Here is a 13721-nt window from a genome sequence, read left to right on the forward strand (position 1 = left end):
AATCCGGCGTATCCAAGCCATAAAAGCAGGAAGCCTGCCAAGGCGGATTCCTTGGCAGGCTTCTTCAAATCATTGGCACAGGGCCGATATCGTTTAGGCGGGGGCCTTGGCCTTCCGGGCCTTGGCGGGCTTCGCCGGCTCGGCTTCCGCCTTGCGACCGAGGCCGATCGACTTGGCGAGCTCGGAGCGCGACGCCGCGTAATTGGGCGCAACCATCGGGTAGTCTGCCGGCAGGCCCCATTTGGTCCGGTAGGCCTCCGGGCTCAGCCCGAAATGCACGCCGATATGACGCTTCAGCGATTTGAACTTCTTCCCGTCCTCGAGGCAGATGATGTAGTCCGGCGTCACCGAGCGCCGGGGATTGACGGCAGGAACGGGCGGCGGTGCCGGCGGGGTCGGCGGCTGGTTCAGCCCGCCGATCGAGGAGGCGACACTGGCGATGAGCTCGCCCAGGCCCGAAGCAGGCAGCCGGTTCTTGGCGACATAGGCCGACACGATGTGGGCGGTGAGCTCGAGCAGGTCGACATCTTCCTTGGCTGTATTGGTGTCCTCGTCCACGTCATTCCTCCTCTATGCCGCACGGCTGCAAATCGGGATGTAAAATCAGCGCGCTGCCGCGCCCTTGGCGCGCCAAGGCAGGCGCATGTGCGGCAGGCCGGCGGATTCCTAGTCGGCAAATCTGCGCGGCGCAACGACAGGTCGTGCGACTACACGTTATTTTGAACAACTATACTGAAAAGTAAAAATATCAGACGATCAGCGCCTTGTCGCGCCACAGTCGAAATCCGCCTTCGAAGGCGCGTGTGTTGTCGCCGCGCCTGGATTTTTCAGGCAATTCATCGAGCTTGTCGACATTGCCGCCGCCGATGACCACATAGTCAGGCTGCAAGGCGGCGCGAAGCCGGTTGACGACATCGAAAACGTACCTGCGCCATTTTTTCTTGCCATGCTTTTCCAGGCCGCGCTCGCCGACATAGTCCTCAAAGCTGCCGCCCTTCTTGTAAGGAAGATGAGCAAGCTCCATCGGCTGCCCGACATTGTCGAGGATCATGGCGGCGCCCAAGCCGGTGCCGAGGCCGAGGAACAGCATACGGCCGCCGTCATAGCTGCCGATTGCCTGCAGCAGCGCGTCGTTGACGACCTTGACCGGCTTGCCGAAGGCGGCGGCGAAATCATAGCCGTTCCAGCCCTTGCCGAGATTGAAGGGATCGAGCGAAGGCTTGTTGTCCCTGACCGGGCCCGGATAGCCCATCGAAATGACGTCGTAATCCAGGCCCTCGGCCAGCTTCTTCACCGAAGCCACCATCTGCTCAGGTGTCAGGCCCGGCCCGGACTCGGTGCGGCGCATCTCGCCGCCGGCGCTGGTGAGAATTTTCACACGCGATCCGCCGACGTCTATGGTGAGGACGACCTGCCCGTCCTTCGTCGGAGCCCGTTCTGTTGCTTTCGCCATCCCATCCCCCGAGAAGCTATTTCGTCGGATTGATCCAGCCATTGGGCGGGCCGAAGCCGTTCATGGCGTCGGCGGGCCCCCAGGTCTTCGGCGCGTAAATCGGAGGCGGCGTGGTGTCGCCAAGCACCGGTCCGACGATCCGCCACGCAAGCTCCGCCGCGTCCTGGCGCGTGAAGAGCTGGCCGTTGCCGTTCATGGCGTCGCCGATCAGCCGCTCATAGGGCGGCATGTCGCCCTTGGTGTCGTCGAGCGCGGTCAATTCCACCTGTTCGCCGATCATGTCGTCGCCGGCTACCTTGCGCTGGGCGCCGATCGAGATCGCCACCTGCGGATCGATACGGAAACGGACATAGTTGGCGTCGCCCGGCTTGATCGGATCGAAGACGTCGAGCGGCGGACGCTTCAGCCGCACGATCACTTCTGTCGCATGCACCGGCATGTTCTTGCCGGCGCGGATGAAGAAGGGCACGTCCTGCCAGCGCCAAGTGTCGACGAAGAAGCGCACCGCGGCGAAGGTCTCGACCGGCGAGTTCGGCCGCACGCCCGGCTCGGCCAGATAGCCGTCGAACTGGCCGCGCACGACATCGTCCTTGGTCAAGGTGCGGATGGCGCGCAGCACCTGCACCTTCTCGTCGATCAAATCGTCGGCAGAGCGGCCGACCGGCGGCTCCATGGCTAAAAGCAACAGGATGTTGAGCAGGTGGTTCTCGATGACGTCGCGGATGCAGCCGACATCGTCATAGAATTTACCGCGGCCTTCGATGCCGAAATCCTCGGCCATGGTTATCTGCACGCTCTCGACGAAGTTGCGGTTCCAGATCGGCTCGAGGAAGGCGTTGGCGAAACGGAAATAGAGCAGGTTCTGGATCGCTTCCTTGCCGAGATAATGGTCGATGCGGAAGATCGACTGTTCGTCGAACACCAGGTGCAACACCCGGTTCAGCCAGCGGGCCGACTGCAAATCGTGGCCGAAAGGCTTTTCGACCATCAATCTGGCGCCCCGCGCGGTGCCGGATTGCTCGAGGCCCTGGACGACGGTTTCGAACATCGTGGGCGGCACTGCCATGTAATGCAGCGGCCGCTGCGCCGAGCCGAGCGCCGCCTTCAATTTCTCGAATGTCGCCGGGTCGCGATAGTCGCCGCTGACATAGCGCAGCAGCGAGGCGAGCTTGGCGAACACCTTGTCGTCGACGGCGCCCAGCGTATTGACGATGCCGTCGCGGGCACGGTCCACCAGCTTCGCGAGATCCCAAGGATCGAAGGCGACGCCGATCACCGGCTCGCTCAGCGCCCCCTTGGAGACCATGTGATAGAGCGCCGGAAATATCTTCTTGTGCGCAAGGTCGCCGGTCGCTCCGAAAAGCACCAGCGTGTCGGACCTCTCCTGGCTCATCCCGTCGCTCCCGCTCTCACGCCTTCGGCTTTTCGACATGGCCGCCGAAAGCGTAGCGCATGGCGGACAAGAGCTTATCGGCGAAGGCGGATTCGCCTTGCGAGGAGAAGCGGTCGAACAGCGCCGAGGAGAGCACCGGCGCCGGAACGCCGGTGTCGATCGCGGCCTTCAAGGTCCAGCGGCCTTCGCCGGAATCGGAGACGCGGCCGCCGAACTGGGCGAGCGACGGATCGTTCTTCAGCGCGCCGGCGGTGAGATCGAGCAGCCAGGAGCCGATGACGCTGCCGTGCCGCCAGACCTCGGCCACGGCGGGCAGGTCGATGTCGAACTGGTAGTATTGCGGGCTTTCGAGCGGGCTGGTTTCGGCGTCCGCCGTGCGGGCGCGCTTGCCGGCATTGGCGGATTTCAGGATGTTGATGCCCTCGGCGTAAGCGGCCATGACGCCGTATTCGATGCCGTTATGAACCATTTTGACGAAATGGCCGGCGCCGCTCGGCCCGCAGTGCAGATAGCCGTAAGGCGCGGTTCCGGCGTCCTTCGACGGACTGGAGCCTGGGTCGGCACCCGGCGCCAGCGTGGCGAAGACCGAATCCAGGTGCTTCACGGCGTCGTCGGGGCCGCCGATCATCAGGCAGTAGCCGCGCTCCAGCCCCCAGACGCCGCCGCTGGTGCCGACATCGATGAAATTGATGCCCTTGGTCGCCAGCTTCGCCGCCTGGTCGACGGCGTCGTGATAATAGGAATTGCCGCCGTCGATTATGATATCGCCCGGCTCCATCAGAGCCGCCACCTGGTCGACGATCCTGCCGGTGATCGCCGCCGGCAGCATCAGCCAGGCACAGCGCGGCTTGGCGAGCTTGGCGACGAACTCCTCCAGCGAGGCGGCGCCGATGGCACCGTCCTTGACCATGCCGGCGACGCTTGCCGAATTGATGTCGTAGACGACGCATTCGTGGCCGTCGCGCATCAGGCGACGCACCATGTTGGCGCCCATCCTGCCCAGTCCCATCATTCCGATCTGCATGGTGTTATCCTAATAGCTTGAGGAAAGAACCTTACTGGCTATCCGAAGGATCGATGCCGACGGTGAAGTCGACATTCTCCCAACGGCTAGCTTCGGGCCAGAAAAATGTGAAGACGACCGCCGATCCCGGCTGCAGGTCGGCGACATCCAGGTCAACCAGGTGAACGCCGAAGGCGTTCTCGACCGTGTTGTCGTCGCGCATCGTCAGCCACTTGTCGCTACTCCAGTGAACCACCCCGCGCGCCGCAAGTTCCACGCGCAGGAGCTTGCCGGCGGGAAGAGAGCGGATCTTGTTGTTGAAGCGCCATGTCCTGAACGGCGATACGGTTTTGCGCTTGATGTAGCGCTCGAGGCCTTGCGGCGGCATGTCGAAAACCGTGCCGTCGCGCAGCGAGCGCAACAGCTTGATATGCTCGGCATGCGCCCAGACCAGCGGCATGGCGCTGCCCGATGGCGCGCCGAGCCGCAATTCGTGCTCCGGCAGGTCGGGTCTGTCCCAGACCTGTTCCGGCAGCAGGCCGCCGGGTCCGGCCGAACGCTCGAACGTTTCGAGCAGTTCCGCCGCTTTGCCGGGTCGCCCGGCGGCCAGCTCGTAATGCGCGCGCTCACCGGCGAGCAGCGGCCAGGGCCGGCCCCGGCCGGTGCCGTCGAAAGGCGAGCCGTCCTCATGCTCGCCATACCCGTCGCCGCTATATCGGTACCAGAGCGGACCCTGCGGCAGGTCGCAGCCCAAAAGCGCGTCGATGGCTTTGATGGTGTTCACGATGCGCGGATCGTCGGCGGCTCTCAGTCCGAAGCGGACCAGCGCCAGCGCGTCGGGACTTATGATGGCCTCGGCCGGCCGATGGCTATCGCCGGGCGGCCGATTCTTGATCGGCACGAAACCGTCCTTCGGAGAAGCTGCGCCGCCACCGTCGGGCGGTGCGATGCGGACATAGTAGCCGTCGATGCCCTCCCTGGCGCAGAGTTCGGTGCCGGTGACATAGGTCCAGCGCTCGATCTGGTCGTTACAGCAATCGGCGGTCTCCCGCAGATAGTTTGCCGGCTCTTTTTTGTCGCAAGCATCCAGCATGTCAGCCGCCGCAAGCAGCGCCGCGATCTCGACGGCCAGCGTGAACGGGCTGTAGCCGGCATCCTCTTCCCAGCGGTCCTCGGCGGTGACCGGGCCGTTGCGCACCACATAGGAAGCCGCGCTTTCGATCATGGGCAGGAAATCGTCGAGCTTCGCGCGCGGCAGATGGCCGGCGCGGCGGAGCGTGTCGGCAAGCAGCAGCGGAAAGGCGCATTCGTCCATCTGGATGCCAGACCAGTAGGGCGTGCCGCTCGACCAGCAGTTTTGCGGCCAATGACCGTCCGGCTGTTGGATCGAGCTGAGATAGGTGAGGATATCGAGCGCCTGTCTGGCGTCGCCGGCTGCAAGGAAGCCGCCCGCCGTTTCGGCCAGGTCGCGCGGCCAGACCAGATGGTAGCCGCCGAGATCGTCGTCGCCCTTGCTGAAGCCCCATGGGATCGAGAGACTGGCGACTGCGGCTCCAGGCCTGGCGATCGACAGATGCGAGGCAAGCACCGCGGTACTGACGCGGTAGGTGTTCCGGCCAGAGGCGGCTTGCCTGTCGAGCTTCTCCAGGCCGGACTGAAATTTCCGCCAGTTGGCGGCATAGGTTTCGGCGGCCGCATCGAAACCGTCCTTCAGGCTGGCCAGCGCGACCTCTGCCGCCTCCTCCGGCCAGGCGCCGAAGCCGAGCGCCAGCAATGCGGTACCCTTGCCTGGCGAGAAGCCGATCTCGCCGGTCAGCGCCACATTGCCATCCTCCGCGCGCTCAAAGGCAGGATCGAGCGCGCCGCCTTTCCGCAGCTGCTGCCAGCCGTCCGAGAAACCGACATAGCCGGCCGAGCAGGCGCCCCAGGGCAGCGAGGCGGCAAGCGCCACCGAGACGCCGCGGCCTGACGCAAAGAGGATACGCTGCCCCTTGTGCTCGCCGACCCAGGCGGTGTCGCCCATGCCGCGATTGACGAGATGCGGCGCGAGCAGCGCGTAGACCTGGTAGTCCGAGGCCGAGCCTTTGAGCGCCGCGAATGTGATTTCCTGCAGCAGAACGGGGTGTTTCGGATCCGTAACGATGCGCTTTTCAATCCGATAGGAGCCCGTGACCGCCGTGTTGACAAGTCGGTAGCCGGGCACGCCGGCTTCGAATGGCTCGATAAGGTGGGCGGCATCGCGTTTCTCTTCCGAGAAATAGCCATCGGGACCGGTTATGATCAGCCCCATGTCGCGCGTGCAGGCGCTGTCGAGGCGCGGATAATAGACCTCGTTCAATATGCCGTGACTGATGGTGAACCAGAGCGGGCTTTTCGCTGAAAGCGCGGTGCCGACGCCGCTCTTGGCGCTTGATGTCCAGCGCGCGGGAATTCCCGGGGCGCCCTGAGCAACGGTCGGCGTCACTGCCATCAATTGGCCTCCTGGCATCGTTCCTAGACCAGGAGCCGGCGGCTTTTCAATCGACGCACCCGAAGTTGATCGGGCTCGGGTCGCGTGACCCATCGTTGACAGCGGCGCCGTCAAGCGCTCACTATTTCTCGGGCAGGGAGGAACTGCGGAAAACAGGATCGAGGCCGCGCGGTGCAGCGCGGCTTGGCTGTCGTCCACGGCATTCATCAGGGCGAAAAGGGAGGAGACATGTCGGAGGTATCTCCCCAGCTGATCGATCGGCTGCTCGCAATCTCGCGGGCGCTCGCCGGCCATATCGATCCGGGCTCCGCGTTCCGCGCGACCGCGATCGAAATCGGCACGCTCATCCCGCACGACCATATCGACTTGGCGGTGCTGTCGCTCGATGGGCGCATGCATGCCTGCTACGAGGCCGGCTTCCATACTAGCTGGAGCGATTTGGCGCAGCATCCGGTCGAGGGCAGCCCGATCCGGCGCGTGCTGTGGGGCAACACGCCTTATCTTCTGACCGACAATGCGCTTCTCGACGACCGATTCCACTTCGAGGGAGCGTTCGACGGGCCAATCTTCGCCGCCAAGCTGCGCAGCCGCATCATCGTGCCGCTGCGGGCACGCGGCAGCGTGATCGGCGCGCTGAACATCAGCCGGCACAAGGCCGGCTGCTACACGCAAGCAGACGTCGAGGTCGCTCAGCAATGCGCCGACCTCATCGGGCCCTATATGTTCGCGCTGATCCAGACAGAGGAAGCGCGGCGCGCCATGCTCGCCGAAAGCGAGGCGCGCAACCGGGCTGAACTGCTGAGAGTCGGCGCCTCGCAGCTGACCGAGGGCATGGAGCGCGAGCGGCGCCGCATGGCCATGGACCTGCACGACCAGACGCTCGCCGACCTTGCCCGCATCGCACGTCAGGTTTCTGCGTTCCGCAGCCGCGGCGTGGCCCGGACGGCCCAGCTTGCCGATCTCGAGCAGGAGGTGGCGGGCTGCCTGGCGGAGCTGCGCCACATCGTCGACGACATGCGGCCGAGCGTCTTGGAGCTGTTCGGCCTGCGCGACGCCGTGGAGGCGCATCTCAACCGCAGCGTGGCGAGAGCCAAGCCGCCGATCGCGGTGCGCATCGCCGATACCAGCGGCGGCAGCGCCGACAGCCTGTCGGAAACGCTGCGCACGGCGCTCTACCGTATCGTGCAGGAAGCGATCAACAATGCGGTCCGCCATGCTGCGCCAAGCCGCATCGAGGTGCAACTGGCGTCGACCACAACCACATTCAGCGTGACGGTCACCGATGACGGGCATGGCTGCGGCGCCGTCGATCCCGCCGCCCAAGGCGGCATCGGCCACATGCATACGCGAGCGGCCCTTGTCGGGGCGCGGCTGCGTTTCGAGCCGGCCGACCGCAAGGGCGGCACCAGGGTCGTCATCGAGATCGACCGCGAGTCCGCCGAGGCCAAGGCGGCGGCGTGCAGCACCGCGATAACCGAAGCTCAGCCGGTGGCGGAGGCAGTCTGATGCTGGTCATGATCGCCGAAAATGACGGGCTGCACCGCACCTTCGCACGGCGGACCGTCGAGCAATTGTGGCCCGGAGATGTCGAGGTGATCGAAGCCGGCGACGGCGAGGACGCCATCAATCTTGCGGCGGAACGGCAGCCGCCGCATGTCGTGCTCGACCTGCAGCTGCCCAAGGCGACCGGGATCGAGGTGGCGCGCGCCATCTGGAGCCAGCGCGCCGGCACGCATATCCTGTTCTGGTCGAACTTCGCCGACGAGGCCTATGTGCGCGGCGTGGCACGCATCGTGCCGCCGGGGTCGGTCTATGGCTATGTGCTGAAATCGGCGACGGAAGAAGGCATGCGCTCGGCGCTGCGCGGCGTGTTCCGCGAGGGGCATTGCATCATCGACCGCGAGATCCGCGGCATCCAGCACCGTGTCCAGGACCGGTTCGAGGGCATTACCGACGGCGAGTATGAAAGCCTGATCGACATCGCGCTCGGCCTAACCGACCGAGCGATCGCGGCGAGGCGCGGCCTGTCAATCCGAGGCGCGCAGAGCCGCATCAAGCATGTCTACGACAAGCTGGGAATAGTGCCGCCGGAGGAGGGCACCGTCGAAGCGTCGGTGTTCAATTCGCGCACCCGCGCGATCTATCTGGCCATGGCGCGAGGCCTGATCAACATCGACGCGCTGCGACGCGAGCAGGAGCAGCTCGACGCCTGGCTCGCGCAGGCAACGCCGTTGCAGGATCATTAGGTTCCGCCCTGCATCCGAATAGCTCAGCTTGAAGTCTGAGTGCTCTTGGCGCTCACAACGATCGGCTCGGTTTCGATCAATCGAAGCGACCTGAGCATGTCAGCCGTTTGCGCCTTGTAGGTGAGAAAGTGCGGCGGGTCAGGTGCGCTTGGTAGGCGGAATGATCGGCATAGCATTCGATGACGCGCACCATTTTGGGCGAACCCTTTATCGAGACCCGCGTGCAGGAACAACACGCCTGGCCTCGTTCTGCACCGAGGCCTCGATCTCTTCGGCGAGCTGGAAGGCGCCGATCTCCAGTTCCGCAATCCGCACGATCGGCCTGCCGCGACTCTCTGCACCAATCGTTCTCCTGTCTGCAGCCGTGGACGCGCCCACTGTGCAAAACCACAGTCGGTGCTGCGCTTAGACCGCTATCGCCCGGTCCGCGTCCCGACTAGGCTTTTGTCCTACAAAATAAAAAGCCCGGGGAAACGCTCATGCCGTTCGTCAGCATACGGATACTCGAGGGTCATTCGCAAAAGCGCAAGAACGAGATCTCGCGCCGCGTCGCTGAGGCGATCAGCGAGGTCGCCGAACTGCCCATGGAAGCGATCTGGGTGGTGATCGAGGACGTGCCGGGCAGCGACTGGTTCGTAGCCGGCAAGCCGGTGCGGGAACCCAAGAGCCCGTGATGTCGATCCCGGCGCGCGCCCGTCATTCCGGCTTTGATGACGTCGTCGGCAATGCGGCGATGGAGCGGCTCGCCACCGGCTACGGCTTCATCGAAGGTCCGGTGTGGCATCCCTATGAGAAATGGTTGGTCTTTTCCGATATTCCGCAAAGCCGGATGTACCGGCGCGGCGCTTCCGGCGAGATCGAGCTGTTCCGCAATCCGAGCCACATGGCCAACGGCAACACGCTCGACCGGCAGGGACGACTGGTGACCTGCGAGCACGCCAGCAGCCGCGTCACCCGCGCCGAGCCGAGCGGCACGAAGACCGTTCTCGCCACCCACTACCAAGGCAAGCAGCTCAACAGCCCGAACGACATTGTCGTGGCCACCGGAGGCTCGATCTATTTCACCGATCCGACCTACGGCAGAGCGGAATTCTACGGCGTGCCGAGGCCCCAGGAACTGTCCTACCAGGGCGTCTACCGAATCGACGGCGATGGCGCCGGGCTAACGTTGCTTGCCGACGATTTCGCGCAGCCTAATGGGCTCTGCTTCTCGCTCGATGAATCGCGGCTCTTCGTCAACGATACCGAGCGCGGCCACATCAGGGTGTTCGGCGTGGAAGCGAATGGCGATCTCAACGGCGGCGCGGTGTGGGCGGTCACGGAAGGCGACGAGTCGGGGTCGCCGGACGGGATGAAGATCGACAGCCGGGGCAATCTCTATTGCACCGGGCCCGGCGGCATCCATGTCTTCGATGCCTCCGGCGATGTCCTCGGCGTCATTGCGACTCCGGAATATTGTGCCAATTTCACCTTCGGCGACGACGATCTGAGGAGCCTCTACATAGCCGCGTCGACGTCGCTCTACCGGCTGAGGGTGCGCGTGCCGGGGCTGAGGCTGTTTTGAGTGCCGGCGCCCGAATTGACATGAATGAAGCTGGCTCGGAGGGCCGGTGGGAAGTGCAGCAGTCAACACATCTGGGAGGATAATGACATGAAGAAACTACTGGTCTTGAGCGCCTTTGCAGCGATGCTCGCCTCGGGCACCGCGCTTGCCGACACGAGCGGCAAGAAGATCGCCTTCTCCAACAATTACGCCGGCAATTCGTGGCGCCAGGCAATGCTCGACAGCTACGCCATCGTCACCAAGAAGGCGGTCGAGGACAAGGTGGTGGCGGCGGCGGATGTCTTCACCACCGCCGACAAGGAAGTGCCGACGCAAGCCGCGCAGGTGCAGAACCTGATCCTGCAAGGCTATGACGCCATCGTCATCAACGCCGCCTCGCCGGATGCGCTCAACGGCGCCATCAAGCAGGCTTGCGATGCCGGCATCGTCGTCGTTTCCTTCGATGGCATCGTGACCGAGCCTTGCGCCTACCGCGTCGTCGTCGACTTCAAGGACATGGGCAAGCAGGAAGTCGAGCAGATGGCCAAGTTCCAGCCGAAGGGCGGCAATTTGCTGGAAATCCGCGGGCTGGCAGGCACCTCGATCGACGATGCCATCCATGCCGGTATCCTCGAAGGCGTCGCCGCCCATCCCGAGTTCAAGATCGTCGGCTCGGTGACCGGCGACTGGGACCAGACCACGGCGCAGAAGGCGGTGGCGACCATCCTGCCGTCGCTGCCGGAGATCGTCGGCGTCGTCGACCAGGGCGGCGACGGCTATGGCGCCGCGCAAGCGTTTGCCGCCGCCGGCAAGCCGCGTCCGACCATCATCATGGGCAACCGTCAGGACGAGCTGAAGTGGTGGAAGGAGCAGAAGGAAAAGGACGGCTACAAGACCTGGTCGGCCTCGATCGCGCCCGGCGTGTCGACGCTCGCCTTCTGGGTGGCGCAGCAGGTGCTCGACGGCCGCAAGGACGTGCCGCACGATCTGCTGGTGCCCTATCTCGCCTTCACCCAGGACGATTTCGAGGCCGCGCTGCCGAAGATCAAGGAAGGCGGCGTCGCCACCCACGAATACACCCAGGAAGACGCGATCGCGGCCATCAAGGCCAACATCAAGCAATAGCGGCGACATTGCCAGCCGCATCGCCAACCGGATATCGTTGAGGATGCTCCAGGCTATTGCAGACATCGTCAGGCTGGACGGCGCCGAAAAGCACTTCGGCGCCGTCCGCGCGCTCAACGGCGTCGACTTCCATGTCGGCGCCGGCGAATGCGTGGGGCTAGTCGGGCACAACGGCGCCGGCAAATCGACGCTGATGCATATGGTTGCGGGCACGCTGCGGCCCGATGGCGGGCAGATCGCGGTGCGCGGCAATCAGGAAGCGAGCTATTCCGTGGCGCGCGCGCTCGAGCTCGGCATACGCTGCGTGTTCCAGGAACTGTCGCTCTGCCCAAACCTCAGCGTCGCCGAGAACACGCGCATCAACCATCCCTCGCTCGCCGGTCTCGGCTGGCGCCGCAAGGCCGCCGATCTCATCCGGGCCAAGCTCGACGAGATCTTTCCCGACCACGGCATCGCGGCGGACGACATTGCCGGCGATCTTTCGATCGGACGCCGGCAGATGGTCGAGGTGGCGCGCGCCTTCACGCTGACCCGCGAGCCGCTGCATCTGGTCATCCTCGACGAGCCGACCTCGTCGCTCGATGCGCATACGGCCGGCCAGTTGCTTTCATTCGTGCGCCGCTTCGTCGCCGCGGGCGGCAGCTGCATCCTGATCTCGCATGTGCTGGGCGAGGTGCTGCAGAATGCCGACCGCATCGTGGTGATGCGCGACGGCAAGGTGGTCACCGCCGACGCCGCAGGCGCGTTCGACCGGGACAAGCTGGTCGCCGCGATGGGCGGCGCCGGGGAACATCAGAAGGCCACCGCCGAGACCCGCAAGGTCGCGGTCGGGGCACTCAGGGTGCGGGCGCGCCCGGCGCGGCAGCAGGATGGCAAGGAGCTTGCCGCTCGCGCCGGCGAGATCATCGGCCTTGCCGGGCTCGCCGGGCATGGCCAGACCGACCTGCTGCTAGCGATCTTCTCAGCCGCCTCGCGCCCGAAAGCCGGCGTCGAAGTGACGGCGCCGGTGGCGCTGGTCGCCGGCGACCGCCAGGCGGACGGCATCTTCGCGCAATGGTCGATCGCGCAGAACATCGGCATCCGCTCGCTTCAGCGCCTGCGCGACGGCCTGTTGATCTCGCCGCAGCGCGAGGCGGAGCTGGCGGAATTCTGGAAGAAGAAGATCGGCATCCGCACGCCGGACATGAACAACAACATCTATTCGCTCTCGGGCGGCAATCAGCAGAAGGCGCTGTTTGCGCGCGCGCTCGGCTCCGATGCCGAGATCGTGCTGATGGACGATCCGATGCGCGGCGTCGATATCGGCACCAAGCTCGAAGTCTACGACCTCTTGCGCGAGGAGGCCGCCAAGGGCCGCACCTTCCTCTGGTACACGACGGAAACCGAAGAGCTCGATAACTGCGATCATGTTTATGTCTTCAAGAATGGGCGGATCGTCGCCAATCTCGGGCGCGACGAGCTGACGGAGGAGAAGATCATCCAGTCCTCGTTCGGCGACACGGTCTGAGATGACGGCGCTCGCTCCCGGCACGCTCCCGAAATCTTCGCCGCGCGGCAACGCCGCCCGCGCACGCATGCTGCGCAGCCTGTTGCCGGCCCTGTCGCTGGCGCTGGTGCTGATGGCCATCGCCTGGCTTAACCCGCGCGCCATCAGCTATTTCGGCTTCAACCTGATGCTGAACCTGGCGATCCCGATCGCGCTGGCGACGATCGCGCAGATGTTCGTCATCGCCGGCAATGAGCTCGATCTGTCGATCGGCACTTTCGTCGGCTTCGTCGGCTGCGTCACCGCAACCTGGCTCAGGGATGCGCCGCTCATCGGTGTCGCGGTGCTGCTCGGTTCAATCGGCGTCTACGCGCTGCTCGGCGCGCTGATCCATCTGCGCAACCTGCCCTCGATCGTGGTCACGCTCGGCATGAGCTTCGTCTGGCAGGGGCTGGCCATCCTCATCCTGCCTAAGCCCGGCGGCAAGGCACCGGACTGGCTTTTGGCGATCATGTCCTTCAAGCCGCCCTACATCCCGTTCCCGATTCTGGCGGCATTGCTGATCGCGGCGATAGTGCATTTTGGCCTGATGCGCACTTCGTATGGCGTCATCCTGCGCGGTTCCGGCGGCAATGCCGCGGCGCTCAGGCGCGCCGGCTGGTCGCTGCTCAAGACAAAGATCGTGCTCTTCGCGCTGACCGGCCTGTTCGGCGTGCTTTCCGGCATGGCGCTGATCGGCATCACCACTTCGGCCGACGCCAATATCGGCAACGGCTACACGTTGCTTTCGATTGCCGGCGTCATCCTTGGCGGCGGCGAGTTCGTCGGCGGCCGGGTGTCGCCGATCGGCGCGGTCATCGGCGCGCTGACGCTGGCTTTGGCCGCATCGCCGCTCTTGACCTTCATGCACATCCCGCCCGATTGGCAGGTCGCTGCCAATGGCGCGATCCTGATCATCGTGCTGGCGGCGCGGGTGCTGATCAGCCGCAGGGAGAGGTGAGC

The 13721-nt window shown here is 64.8% G+C and carries 12 protein-coding genes and 1 pseudogene; 7 read left to right on the forward strand and 6 right to left on the reverse strand.

Features of this window, described 5'->3' with window-relative positions; translation table 11 throughout:
* Positions 1 to 93 precede the first annotated feature (93 nt).
* The 5 genes from CK220_RS01130 to CK220_RS01150 all read right to left on the reverse strand — a co-directional run bounded on the left by CK220_RS01130 (position 94) and on the right by CK220_RS01150 (position 6319).
* Positions 94 to 558 (reverse strand): MucR family transcriptional regulator, encoded by a 465-nt coding sequence (locus CK220_RS01130; protein ID WP_095809802.1) that lies wholly within the window; start codon positions 556 to 558, stop codon positions 94 to 96.
* A gap of 190 nt (positions 559 to 748) precedes the next feature.
* Complete coding sequence (locus tag CK220_RS01135) at positions 749 to 1453, reverse strand: ROK family protein (protein ID WP_095809803.1); 705 nt, start codon at positions 1451 to 1453, stop codon at positions 749 to 751.
* Positions 1454 to 1469: 16 nt separating this feature from the next.
* Positions 1470 to 2846, reverse strand: a complete 1377-nt coding sequence (gene zwf / locus CK220_RS01140; RefSeq protein ID WP_095809804.1) for a glucose-6-phosphate dehydrogenase — start codon at positions 2844 to 2846, stop codon at positions 1470 to 1472.
* 16 nt (positions 2847 to 2862) lie between these two features.
* Positions 2863 to 3870: a phosphogluconate dehydrogenase (NAD(+)-dependent, decarboxylating) gene (gnd, locus tag CK220_RS01145; protein ID WP_095809805.1), complete on the reverse strand. Its 1008-nt coding sequence runs from the start codon at positions 3868 to 3870 to the stop codon at positions 2863 to 2865.
* A 31-nt stretch (positions 3871 to 3901) separates the two neighbouring features.
* Complete coding sequence (locus tag CK220_RS01150) at positions 3902 to 6319, reverse strand: glucan 1,4-alpha-glucosidase (RefSeq protein WP_095810240.1); 2418 nt, start codon at positions 6317 to 6319, stop codon at positions 3902 to 3904.
* Positions 6320 to 6547: 228 nt separating this feature from the next.
* Between CK220_RS01150 and CK220_RS01155 the strand changes: the two genes are divergently transcribed.
* Positions 6548 to 7825, forward strand: a complete 1278-nt coding sequence (locus CK220_RS01155; protein WP_095809806.1) for an ATP-binding protein — start codon at positions 6548 to 6550, stop codon at positions 7823 to 7825.
* Positions 7825 to 8565, forward strand: a complete 741-nt coding sequence (locus CK220_RS01160) for a response regulator transcription factor (RefSeq protein ID WP_095809807.1) — start codon at positions 7825 to 7827, stop codon at positions 8563 to 8565. The genes CK220_RS01155 and CK220_RS01160 overlap by 1 nt, the downstream gene beginning before the upstream one ends.
* A 23-nt stretch (positions 8566 to 8588) precedes the next feature.
* Here the strand turns inward: CK220_RS01160 and CK220_RS32330 are convergent.
* Positions 8589 to 8910, reverse strand: a pseudogene (locus tag CK220_RS32330) (antibiotic biosynthesis monooxygenase).
* Positions 8911 to 9044: 134 nt separating this feature from the next.
* On the opposite strand from CK220_RS32330, the gene CK220_RS01170 reads away from it, so the two are divergent.
* The 5 genes from CK220_RS01170 (at position 9045) to CK220_RS01190 (ending at position 13719) form a co-directional block, all read left to right on the forward strand.
* Entirely contained in the window at positions 9045 to 9239 is a 195-nt protein-coding gene (locus tag CK220_RS01170) for a 4-oxalocrotonate tautomerase family protein (protein ID WP_066998377.1), read from the forward strand.
* The gene (locus CK220_RS01175; protein ID WP_095810241.1) at positions 9239 to 10129 is read left to right on the forward strand and encodes an SMP-30/gluconolactonase/LRE family protein; all 891 of its coding nucleotides are present in this window, start codon (positions 9239 to 9241) and stop codon (positions 10127 to 10129) included. The genes CK220_RS01170 and CK220_RS01175 overlap by 1 nt, the downstream gene beginning before the upstream one ends.
* Before the next feature lie 87 nt (positions 10130 to 10216).
* Positions 10217 to 11233, forward strand: a complete 1017-nt coding sequence (locus tag CK220_RS01180; protein ID WP_095809808.1) for an ABC transporter substrate-binding protein — start codon at positions 10217 to 10219, stop codon at positions 11231 to 11233.
* Positions 11234 to 11276: 43 nt separating this feature from the next.
* The gene (locus CK220_RS01185; protein ID WP_095809809.1) at positions 11277 to 12740 is read left to right on the forward strand and encodes a sugar ABC transporter ATP-binding protein; all 1464 of its coding nucleotides are present in this window, start codon (positions 11277 to 11279) and stop codon (positions 12738 to 12740) included.
* A gap of 1 nt (position 12741) precedes the next feature.
* Positions 12742 to 13719, forward strand: a complete 978-nt coding sequence (locus CK220_RS01190; protein ID WP_095809810.1) for an ABC transporter permease — start codon at positions 12742 to 12744, stop codon at positions 13717 to 13719.
* Positions 13720 to 13721 lie beyond the last annotated feature (2 nt).

Source organism: Mesorhizobium sp. WSM3860, from assembly GCF_002294995.1.
In the GTDB taxonomy this organism is placed as follows: domain Bacteria; phylum Pseudomonadota; class Alphaproteobacteria; order Rhizobiales; family Rhizobiaceae; genus Mesorhizobium.

What these genes read in the sequence shown, in the direction of transcription:
- CK220_RS01155 (WP_095809806.1), top strand. Translation starts at nt 6,548, where the DNA reads ATGTCGGAGGTATCTCCCCAGCTGATCGATCGGCTGCTCGCAATCTCG.
- CK220_RS01150 (WP_095810240.1), bottom strand. Translation starts at nt 6,319, where the DNA reads ATGGCAGTGACGCCGACCGTTGCTCAGGGCGCCCCGGGAATTCCCGCG.
- CK220_RS01175 (WP_095810241.1), top strand. Translation starts at nt 9,239, where the DNA reads ATGTCGATCCCGGCGCGCGCCCGTCATTCCGGCTTTGATGACGTCGTC.
- CK220_RS01170 (WP_066998377.1), top strand. Translation starts at nt 9,045, where the DNA reads ATGCCGTTCGTCAGCATACGGATACTCGAGGGTCATTCGCAAAAGCGC.
- CK220_RS01185 (WP_095809809.1), top strand. Translation starts at nt 11,277, where the DNA reads ATGCTCCAGGCTATTGCAGACATCGTCAGGCTGGACGGCGCCGAAAAG.
- CK220_RS01180 (WP_095809808.1), top strand. Translation starts at nt 10,217, where the DNA reads ATGAAGAAACTACTGGTCTTGAGCGCCTTTGCAGCGATGCTCGCCTCG.
- CK220_RS01160 (WP_095809807.1), top strand. Translation starts at nt 7,825, where the DNA reads ATGCTGGTCATGATCGCCGAAAATGACGGGCTGCACCGCACCTTCGCA.
- CK220_RS01190 (WP_095809810.1), top strand. Translation starts at nt 12,742, where the DNA reads ATGACGGCGCTCGCTCCCGGCACGCTCCCGAAATCTTCGCCGCGCGGC.
- zwf (WP_095809804.1), bottom strand. Translation starts at nt 2,846, where the DNA reads ATGAGCCAGGAGAGGTCCGACACGCTGGTGCTTTTCGGAGCGACCGGC.
- gnd (WP_095809805.1), bottom strand. Translation starts at nt 3,870, where the DNA reads ATGCAGATCGGAATGATGGGACTGGGCAGGATGGGCGCCAACATGGTG.
- CK220_RS01135 (WP_095809803.1), bottom strand. Translation starts at nt 1,453, where the DNA reads ATGGCGAAAGCAACAGAACGGGCTCCGACGAAGGACGGGCAGGTCGTC.